Raw genomic sequence first — 8,852 nt, 5'->3', positions numbered from 1 at the left:
CGTCCCGGCCGGCGAGCGCGGCTGCGGTCTTCGTGCCGCCCACGTCGACGGCCAGGACGACCTCTGACATCAGCGCGTCGCGGCCGGCAGCAGTCCCACGCCGGCGAGCACGCCGCCGACCTTCTCGACGGCCTCGCCGTCGAGCGGGGTCACGGTGTGCGCCATGGTCGCGTGCTCGATCAGACCGCGTGCCTTCATCGCCGCCTTGAACGCGCCGACTCCGGTCGCGTCGCCCGAGAGGCCGGTCGGCTGGAAGACGATGTCGAACATGCGGTTGATGCGCTCCTGCTCGCTGCGGGCCGCGTCCCAGTCGCCGCGGCGGGCGGCCTCGAACAGTCGCACGTAGCCCTCGGCCTCGACGTTCGCCGCACCGGGCACCACGCCGTCGGCGCCGGCCAGCAGCATGGCATCCACCACCATCTCGTGGCCGGTCAGCAGCTGCAGCGGACGGCCGGCCGCCTCGTTGGCGGCGATCAGGCGGCGGAAGCCGACGTCGTCTCCCGACGAGTCCTTGACGCCCGCGATGACGCCCTCGGTGCCGAGCTCGATCAGCAGCGCCAGGCCGAGCTTCTTGTGCACGCGCACGGGCACGTCGTACGCCCACAGCGGCGCGTCGATCGCGGCGGCGATGGTGCGGAAGTGGTCGGCGATCTCGTCCTGCGAGTTCAGCGTGTACAGCGGAGCGGTGGTGACGATCGCGTCGGCACCGGCATCCACGAGCCGGCGGGCGGTCTCGATGATCCGCGGCGCGGTGAGCTCGATGGCGCCGGCGATGATCGGCACGCGGCCGGCGTTCGCGGTGGCGATGGTCTTCAGGATGGCCACGCGCTGGTCGTCGGTGAAGTACGCCGTCTCGCCGGTCGAGCCCAGCGCGAACAGGCCGGCGACGCCGGCGTCGACGAGGTACTCGACGAGGCGGGTGAGCGACTCGTGATCGACGGTGTGGTCGGGCAGCAGCGGGGTGGCGACAGGGGGGACGATGCCGGCGAAGGCGGGGGATGCAGAGGACATGAGGTTCCGGTTCGTTAGTTAGTGAGATGCAGGCGCGAGCAGCGATGGCGCGGCGCCGAGCAGTGTTCGGGTGTAGTCGTCGGAGGGGTTGTCGAAGATGCTCGCCGCATCGCCGAACTCGACGACGCGGCCGCGGTTCATCACGGCGATCTCGTCGGAGAGGTAGCGCACGGTCTGGATGTCGTGCGAGATGAAGACCATGCCCAGGCCGAGCTGGTCCTTGAGGTCCGTGAGCAGGTTGAGGATCTGCGCGCGCACCGAGACGTCGAGCGCCGAGGTCGGCTCGTCGGCGATGATCACCTGCGGGTCGAGCACGAGGGCACGGGCGATCGCCACGCGCTGCCGCTGACCGCCGGAGAGCTGACCGGGCAGTGCGTCGAGGGCGGATGCCGGCAGGCCGACCAGCCCGAGCAGATCGCGCACCTTGCGCTGACGCGAGGCCGGGTCTCCGAGACCGTGCACCTGCAGCGGATCCAGCAGCGCGTCACGCACGGTCATGCGGGCGTTCAGCGCGGTGGCGGGATCCTGGAACACGACCGAGAGGATGCGGCCCAGCCGCTTGCGCACCGCGGGGGTGAACGAACGCACCGGCTCACCGGCGAACACGACCTGCCCGCTGGTGGGCTTCTCGAGCCCGATCAGCACCTTGGCCGACGTCGACTTGCCCGAACCGGATTCGCCCACGATGCCCAGCGTCTGACCGCGCTTGACGGTGAGCGATACGCCGGCCAGCGCGTCGACGTAGTTCGGCTTGAACAGCGTCGAGGTGCGCGTGCGATAGCGGACGTGCACGTCCTTCAGCTCGATGACGGGTTCGCTCATCGCCCTGCTCCGATCGGCTCGACGGGCGCATCGTCGGGATGCGCGGAGTAGAAGTGCTCGGTGCCGGCGATCTGCCGGCGCACGGGGGTGACTCCGGCGTAGCGCGCGGGATCCGACGAGCGCGGTGCGAAGCGGTCTCCGCGGGGGAAGTCGCGCGGCGACGGCACGACACCCGACACCTGATGCAGGCGGTCGGAGCCGGCCTCGATCGAGAGCACCGCGCCCAGCAGGCCCTGGGTGTACTCGTGCACCGGCTGGGTGAGCACCTCGCGCGTCGTGCCCTGCTCGACCACTTGACCGGCGTACATGACGGTGATGCGGTGGGTCAGCTCGGCGACGAGAGCGAGGTCGTGCGAGACGAAGATCATCGCGAAGCCGAGCTCGCGCTGCAGCCGCATGAGCAGCTCGACCACCTGCGCCTGCACGGTGACGTCGAGCGCCGTGGTGGGCTCGTCGGCGATCACCAGACGCGGGTCGCGGGTGAGCGCCATCGCGATCAGCACGCGCTGGCGCTGACCGCCCGAGAGCTCGTGCGGGTACGAGGCGAGGGTGCGCGTCGGGTCGAGGCCGACCAGCTCGAGCAGCTCCTCGGCCGTGCGGGTGCCGCCGCGGCGCGTGAGCTGCTTCATCTGCGAGCGGATGAGCATGGCCGGGTTCAGCGAGCTCAGCGCGTCCTGGTAGATCATCGCGATGTCGTGCCCGCGCAGCGCGTTGCGCTGTGCGGGGTCCATCTGCAGCAGATCCTCGCCGTCGAACATGATGCGTCCGCGGACGTCGGCCTTCGGGTCGAGCAGGCCCATGATCGCGAGCGACGTGATGGACTTGCCGCAGCCGGACTCGCCGACCAGCGACATGGTCTCGCCGGGGCGCACCGTGAAGCTGACGTGATCGACCACGTCGACGTCACCGTGGCGCGGGAACGAGATGCACAGATCCTGCACTTCGAGCAGCGGCGCGTCATCACCGGTGTAGACCATCCGGTCGGTGCGGGCGAGCTCACGTGTGCGCAGCTCGGCGAGACGCTCGCCGAGGGGCACCACGGGCGTCTGCGGCGCACGCAGCTCGGGCACGCCGCTGGGCACCGACAGGTTCACCGAGGTGTCGACGGTCCGCACGACATGCGTGTCGTCGAAGCCGGCGCGCTCGAGGTCGGTGGTCGACTCCTCGGTGCCCGCGGCGTCGGCGGTGACCTTGCGCGCCCGCGGGGAGACCATCGCGTCGGTGAGCCCCTCGGAGAGGATGTTCAGGCACAGCACCGTGATCATGATCAGGATGCCGGGGAAGAACGTCGCCCACCAGGCGCCGGACATCAGCAGGTTGCGCCCGGCCGCGATGACGTTGCCCCAGCTGGGCTCGGGGTCGGGAACACCCGCCTGCAGGAACGACAGCGAGGCTTCGAAGACGATCGCGTCCGCGACGAGGACGGTGGCGAAGACGAGCACCGGTGCCATCGCGTTGCGGGCGACGTGCTTGATGATGATGCGCGGGGTGCGCGCACCCATCACGCGCACCGACGAGACGTAGTCCTCGCCGTACTGGTCGAGCACGTTGGCGCGCACGATACGGGTGAGCTGCGGCACATACAGGAACGCGATGGTCAGCACCAGCACGGGCAGCGACTTGCCGAACACCGCGACGAACACGGCCGCGAGGGCGATGCCGGGGAACGACATGATGACATCCATCACGCGCATCAGCGTCTCGGACACCCACTTGGGCGCCGTGGCGGCGATGGTGCCGAGCACGCAGGCGACCGCCAGGGCGACGAGCGTCGCGCCGAGGCCGATCACCAGCGAGTAGCGGGCGCCGTAGACGAGACGCGAGAAGATGTCGCGACCCTGTCGGTCGGTGCCGAAGATGTGGTCGCCGCTGGGCGCCTGCACCGGGCTGCCCGAGGCGAGCGGGTCGAACGCCGTGACGAGCGGGGCGAGCACGGCCGCCAGCCCGATGATCGCCAGGATGGCGATGCAGATGAGGGATCCGATCGACAGGCCGCCGAAGCGCAGGCCGGGAGCGGACAGTCGTTCAGTGAGTTTGCGTCGCATGGGTCACACCGCCCGGATTCGGGGATTGATGAGCACGTACAGGAGGTCGACGATGATGTTGATCACGACGAAGGCGAGGGCGACGGCGAGCGTCACGCCCTGCACGAGGTTGGGCTCGTTGTTGGTCACGCCGTTGAGGATGAGCGTGCCCATTCCCGGGATGGCGAAGATGATCTCGATCACGACCGCGCCGCCCAGCAGGTAGCCGATGCGCAGACCGAGCACGGTCACGGGGGTGATCAGCGCGTTGCGCAGCACGTTGCGGCCGACCACGACCACGCGGGGGATCCCCGCGCCGAGGGCGGTGCGCACGTAGTCCTTGTCGAGCTCCTCGACCATTGAGGTGCGCACGACGCGCGACAGCTGGCCGATCACCGGCACGGCGAGCGCGACGGCGGGGAGGGTCATGCGGGCGAGCCACGCGGAGGGGTCGGTCCAGAAGTCGGGCAGCGGGCCGGATGCCGGCAGCACGCCGAGTCCGAGGGTGAAGACCTGGATGAGCAGGATGGCCAGCCAGAACGACGGCGTCGAGAGCGCCGCCACACCGAAGAAGCGGATCACCTGGTCAGGCCAGCGGTCGCGGTACACAGCGGCGATGACGCCGATCGCGAAGGCGAGCACGACGGCGATGATGAGGCCGAAGAACGTCAGCGAGAGGGTGACGGGGAAGGCACGCGACACCTCGTCGATGACGGGGAGGCTGCGCGCGGAGTACGTGCCGAGGTCGCCGCGGAACAGCCCGGCGAGGAAGCCGAGGTAGCGGGCGAGCAGGGGCAGGTTGAGGCCGTGCTGCTCACGGTAGGCCTCGAGGGCCTCGGGCGAGGCGGTCTCCCCGAGCGCGACCCGGGCCTGGTCGATGGGCGAGAAGGACATCACGAAGAACACGAGGAACGTGATGCCCAGGATCATCACGGGCAGCTGCAGAAGCCTGCGGCCGATGAGACTGAGCGTGCTTGACACGGGGGCCTTCTTGTTCGAGGGAGATCTCCGGGCGGCGCGGAGAGCGCGCCGCCCGGAGGGGGATCACTTGGCTGCGACCCCGACGTCGAGGAACGACAGTCCGGTGGTCGGGACCGGCTTGAAGCCGACCAGCTGCTGGCTGCTCCACGCGGTGGGCAGCTTGCGGTGGAACAGCGGGTAGAGCACGGCCTGCTCGGAGAGCAGGTCGAAGGCCTTGTCCCAGGTCTTCTGCTGCTCGTCGCCGGTCTGCTGGACGGCCTGGTCGAGCAGACCGGTCAGCTCGGCGTACTCGGGTGAGTCAGCCCATGCGGTGCGGGTCTTCGACCACACGTTGTCGCCGTACCACCAGTTCATCAGCAGGTCGGGGTCGACGCCGAAGACCGAGGGGTCTCCGGGGGCGACGGCGACCGTGTAGTTGCCGGAGTCGACCTTCTCGTACATGGCCGCGGACTGGCCGATCTCGAGCGTGGTCTTGACGCCGACAGCATCCAGCGATTCCTTGATCAGCGGCGCGACCTCCTTGACCCAGCCGGTGTCGGTGGTGAGGAGCGTGATCGACAGGTCCGAGGCGCCGGCGTCGGCCAGCAGCGACTTCGCCTTCTTGGGGTCGTAGGTGTAGACCGTCGACGCCTTGTTGTAGTTCTTGTAGTTCTCAGGCAGGAACGACGTGGCGGCGGTGGCGTTGCCGAGCATGCCGGTCTCGATGATCTTGTCCATGTCGAGCGCGTAGTGCAGCGCCTGACGCACCCGCGGGTCGTCGAACGGCTTCGCCTGGGTGTTGAACATCATGAACAGCAGACCGAACGACTGCACGCTCTCGACCTCGGCGGCCGATGCGAGCGAGTCGACGTCGATGTAGGGCACGTCCTCCATGGCCTGGATGGTGCCGGTCGACATGGCCGTCACGCGGGCCGACGGGTCGGCCAGCAGGTTCCAGTTCATGCCGGCGGCGAGGGCCGGGTGCGGGCCGTTGTAGTCGTCGTAGCGCTCGAAGACGATCTTGTCCTCGGGCACGGCCGAGACGAGGGCGTAGGGGCCCGAGCCGACGGGCTTCGAGGCGAACGCCTCGGGGTCGGCCTCGACGACGGCCTTCGGCACGATCTTCACGACGCCGAGGCGGTCGTTGATCAGCGAGAACGGGTAGTCGGTGGTGATCTGCACGGTGTCCTCATCGACGGCGGTGACCGTGTCGATGAAGTCGATGAACGAGCGGAACAGCGAGTTGTTCGCCGGGTCGAGCACGCGCTGGTAGCTGAAGACGACGTCGTCCGAGGTGACCGGGTCACCGTTCTGGAACGTCGCACCCTCGCGGAGGTCGATCTCGTACGTGGTGTCGTCGACCTTCTTGGGGAGGTCGGCGGCGAGCGCCGGCGCGGGCTTCTGGCTCACCGGGTCGAGGTCGACCAGACCCTCGAAGATGTGCCAGTTGGCCGAGACGGTGACGGCGCCGGAGGCGACCATCGGGTCGAAGCTGCCGCTGAGCGAGTACGAGATGCCCGCCTCGATGGTCGCGTTGGGGTCGACCTTGCCGGGCTCGGCGCCGGCGTCATTCTTTTCGGGAGCTCCGGCACCGCAGCCGGAGAGCGCGACGGCGACGGCGATCGAGCCGGCCAGCGCCGCCCCGAATCGGGTCCCGCGCCTGCGAGGGATGTAACGGGTCATGTGATGCTCCAGTTTTGGGAGGGACGACATCGTCGGGACATCAGATGTCTGATGTACTATAAACACAGATGGGCGATGTTCTCAACAGCAGTCACCCGTTCGTGACAATGAGATGATCGACGTGACGTGAGAGGAAGTGCGAGTTGATCCCGACCCGATCTCGTGCGTCCCGCATGCGCCGCGCTACGACGGCGGATCAGATCAAACAGCTCATCCTCACCCGCAGCCTGCGGCCCGGTGACCCGCTGCCGACCGAATCAGAGCTGTGCGAGACGCTCGATGTCTCGCGCTCGTCGGTGCGCGAAGCGATCCGCACCCTGTCGACGCTCGACATCGTCGATGTGCGCCACGGACACGGCACCTTCGTCGGCGAGATGTCGCTCGACCCGATGGTGGAGGCCCTGGTGTTCCGCGGTGTGCTCTCGCCCGAGGGGTCGCTGCGGGCGCTGCGCGAGGTCGTCGAGGTGCGCCTCGCCCTCGACCTGTCGATGGCCGAGCGGGTCGTCGAAGCCGGCACGGCCGAGAGCGAGCATCCGGCGCTCGCCGATCTCGTCGACGAGATGGTCGACAAGGCCGGCCGCGGCGAGAACTTCCTCGAAGCCGACCGCGCCTTCCACACGCAGCTGTTCGCCCGCACCGGCAACCATCTGGTCGGCCAGCTCGTCGGCGCTTTCTGGGACGTGCACACGGCGGTTCTGCCGCAGCTGCAGATCGCTCCCCCGGCCGACATCGAGAGCACCGCGAAAGCACACGGCGACATGCTCGACGCGGTGCGCGCCGGAGACGTCGAGGCGTATCGCCGAGCGGTGATCGAGCACTACGCGCCGCTGCAGCGCGTGCTCGCCCAGTCGTCCTGACCGGCGACAAAGGCCCTCAAGCCAGCGGCGCCTCCGGCATGCGGCAGGGGCGCGGATGGCTTGAGGGAAGCGCGGTCAGCCCGCGTCTGCTGCGTCCATGGCGAGTTGCACGAGCATCCGCACGCCCGCGCCGGTGGCGCCGTGCGGGGTGTACCCGTGACGCCCCTCGGTGTTGATCGCCGGACCGGCGATGTCGACGTGCACCCACGGCGTTCCTTGCGGGACGAACTCCTCCAGGAAGTGCGCTCCGACGATCACCCCGCCGTCCTTGCCGCCCATATTCGCGAGGTCCGCGACCGATGAGCGCAGGTGCTCGCGCAGGTGCTGCGGCATGGGCAGACGCCACATGCGCTCACCGCTGGCGGAGGCTGCGGCGAGCACCTGCTCGGCGGCGGTTGCCTGACGGGCCATGACCGCCGAGGTGCGGTGGCCGAGCGCGATGATCTGCGCGCCGGTGAGGGTGGCGACGTCGATGAGCAGATCCGGGTCTTCCGCGGCGGCCGATGCCAGGCCGTCGGCCAGCACCAGGCGCCCTTCGGCGTCGGTGTCGGTCACCTCGACCGTCTTGCCGTTGCGCATGCGCAGCACGTCTCCGGGCTTGGTCGCGGTGCCGGAGGGCATGTTCTCGGCCAGCGCCAGCCAACCGGTGACCCGCACGGGCAGACGCAGCGCGCTGATCGCGGCGACGGCGGCGTACACGGCGGCAGCCCCGCCCATGTCGCATTTCATCCAGAGCATCCCGGCGCGGTCCTTGATCCCCAGACCGCCCGAGTCGAAGGTGATGCCCTTTCCGACGAGCGCGATGTGCAGTTTCGCGTCAGCAGGCTCGTGCGCAACCCGCACGAGACGAGGCGGGGTGGCCGAGCCGCGGCCGACACCCAGGATTCCGCCGCAGCCGGCCTGCTCCAACTGCTCCTCGTCGAGCACGGTGACGGCCAGTCCGAGTTCTGCGCCTTCGGTGCTCACCCGCTGCGCGAACGTCGCGGGGGTGAGGTCTGACGGGGCGGCATTGCCGAGGTCACGGGCGATCCCCACAGCTCGGGCGAGCACGGATGCCTGTGCGATGCCGGCGCGCAGAGCCGTGTCGTCCTGCACGTCGGAGAGCACCGAGACAATGCGGGGGCTCGACGCGGGAACCTGGGAGTTCTGGGTGGGGACGGTGTAGTCGCCCAGCAGCACGCCTTCGATGGCGGCGCGCTGCATCTCGGGCGCCTCAGACGGCAGAAGAACGGCCGTGTGGTCACCGGCCGGCACGGTCGCGACCGCGGCCCCGAAGGCCTCGCGCACCTGCTCGGCGTCGTCGCCGTCGCCCAGTCCGACCAGCAGCACACGCACGAGCGCGCCGTCGAGGGTGGCGAAGCTCGTGGTCACTGTGCCCGCCTCGGCCGTGGCGACGCCCGCGTCGGTGAGCGCGGCGATCGCCGTGCGCAGTGCGCCGGGCAGGGAAGCGTCGCTTCCGGCGAGTGCGGCAGGCGCACCGTGAACGCCGCAGATC

At 69.4% G+C, this 8,852-nt stretch carries 7 protein-coding genes; 1 reads left to right on the top strand and 6 read right to left on the bottom strand.

The features are described 5' to 3' along the window. Positions 1 to 69 precede the first annotated feature (69 nt). The 5 genes from RT309_RS11415 to RT309_RS11395 form a co-directional block, all read right to left on the bottom strand. Positions 70 to 1,011, bottom strand: coding sequence for a dihydrodipicolinate synthase family protein (locus RT309_RS11415; protein ID WP_313357146.1), 942 nt, complete (start codon positions 1,009 to 1,011; stop codon positions 70 to 72). An 18-nt stretch (positions 1,012 to 1,029) separates the two neighbouring features. Further along, positions 1,030 to 1,833 carry an ATP-binding cassette domain-containing protein gene (locus tag RT309_RS11410; protein ID WP_313357145.1) on the bottom strand — a complete coding sequence of 268 codons (804 nt, stop codon included), beginning with the start codon at positions 1,831 to 1,833 and terminating at the stop codon, positions 1,030 to 1,032. Further along, positions 1,830 to 3,878, bottom strand: a complete 2,049-nt coding sequence (locus RT309_RS11405; RefSeq protein ID WP_313357143.1) for a dipeptide/oligopeptide/nickel ABC transporter permease/ATP-binding protein — start codon at positions 3,876 to 3,878, stop codon at positions 1,830 to 1,832. Before RT309_RS11405 ends, RT309_RS11410 begins: the two co-directional genes overlap by 4 nt. Positions 3,879 to 3,881: 3 nt before the next feature. Beyond that, entirely contained in the window at positions 3,882 to 4,838 is a 957-nt protein-coding gene (locus RT309_RS11400; protein WP_313357141.1) for an ABC transporter permease, read from the bottom strand. A 63-nt stretch (positions 4,839 to 4,901) separates the two neighbouring features. Next, positions 4,902 to 6,500, bottom strand: a complete 1,599-nt coding sequence (locus RT309_RS11395) for an ABC transporter substrate-binding protein (protein WP_313357139.1) — start codon at positions 6,498 to 6,500, stop codon at positions 4,902 to 4,904. A gap of 173 nt (positions 6,501 to 6,673) precedes the next feature. Between RT309_RS11395 and RT309_RS11390 the strand changes: the two genes are divergently transcribed. Further along, the gene (locus RT309_RS11390) at positions 6,674 to 7,357 is read left to right on the top strand and encodes a FadR/GntR family transcriptional regulator (RefSeq protein ID WP_313357137.1); all 684 of its coding nucleotides are present in this window, start codon (positions 6,674 to 6,676) and stop codon (positions 7,355 to 7,357) included. Positions 7,358 to 7,432: 75 nt separating this feature from the next. Here RT309_RS11390 and RT309_RS11385 read toward each other — a convergent pair. Further along, positions 7,433 to 8,852, bottom strand: a 1,420-nt coding sequence (locus RT309_RS11385) for a leucyl aminopeptidase (RefSeq protein ID WP_313357135.1), incomplete at its 5' end; no start/stop codon positions are given.

Origin of the sequence: Microbacterium sp., from assembly GCF_032084865.1 — a bacterium.
GTDB lineage: Bacteria > Actinomycetota > Actinomycetes > Actinomycetales > Microbacteriaceae > Microbacterium.
This window is presented reverse-complemented; position numbering and strand designations above follow the sequence as displayed.

What these genes read in the sequence shown, in the direction of transcription:
- RT309_RS11415 (WP_313357146.1), bottom strand. Translation starts at nt 1,011, where the DNA reads ATGTCCTCTGCATCCCCCGCCTTCGCCGGCATCGTCCCCCCTGTCGCC.
- RT309_RS11410 (WP_313357145.1), bottom strand. Translation starts at nt 1,833, where the DNA reads ATGAGCGAACCCGTCATCGAGCTGAAGGACGTGCACGTCCGCTATCGC.
- RT309_RS11405 (WP_313357143.1), bottom strand. Translation starts at nt 3,878, where the DNA reads ATGCGACGCAAACTCACTGAACGACTGTCCGCTCCCGGCCTGCGCTTC.
- RT309_RS11395 (WP_313357139.1), bottom strand. Translation starts at nt 6,500, where the DNA reads ATGACCCGTTACATCCCTCGCAGGCGCGGGACCCGATTCGGGGCGGCG.
- RT309_RS11390 (WP_313357137.1), top strand. Translation starts at nt 6,674, where the DNA reads ATGCGCCGCGCTACGACGGCGGATCAGATCAAACAGCTCATCCTCACC.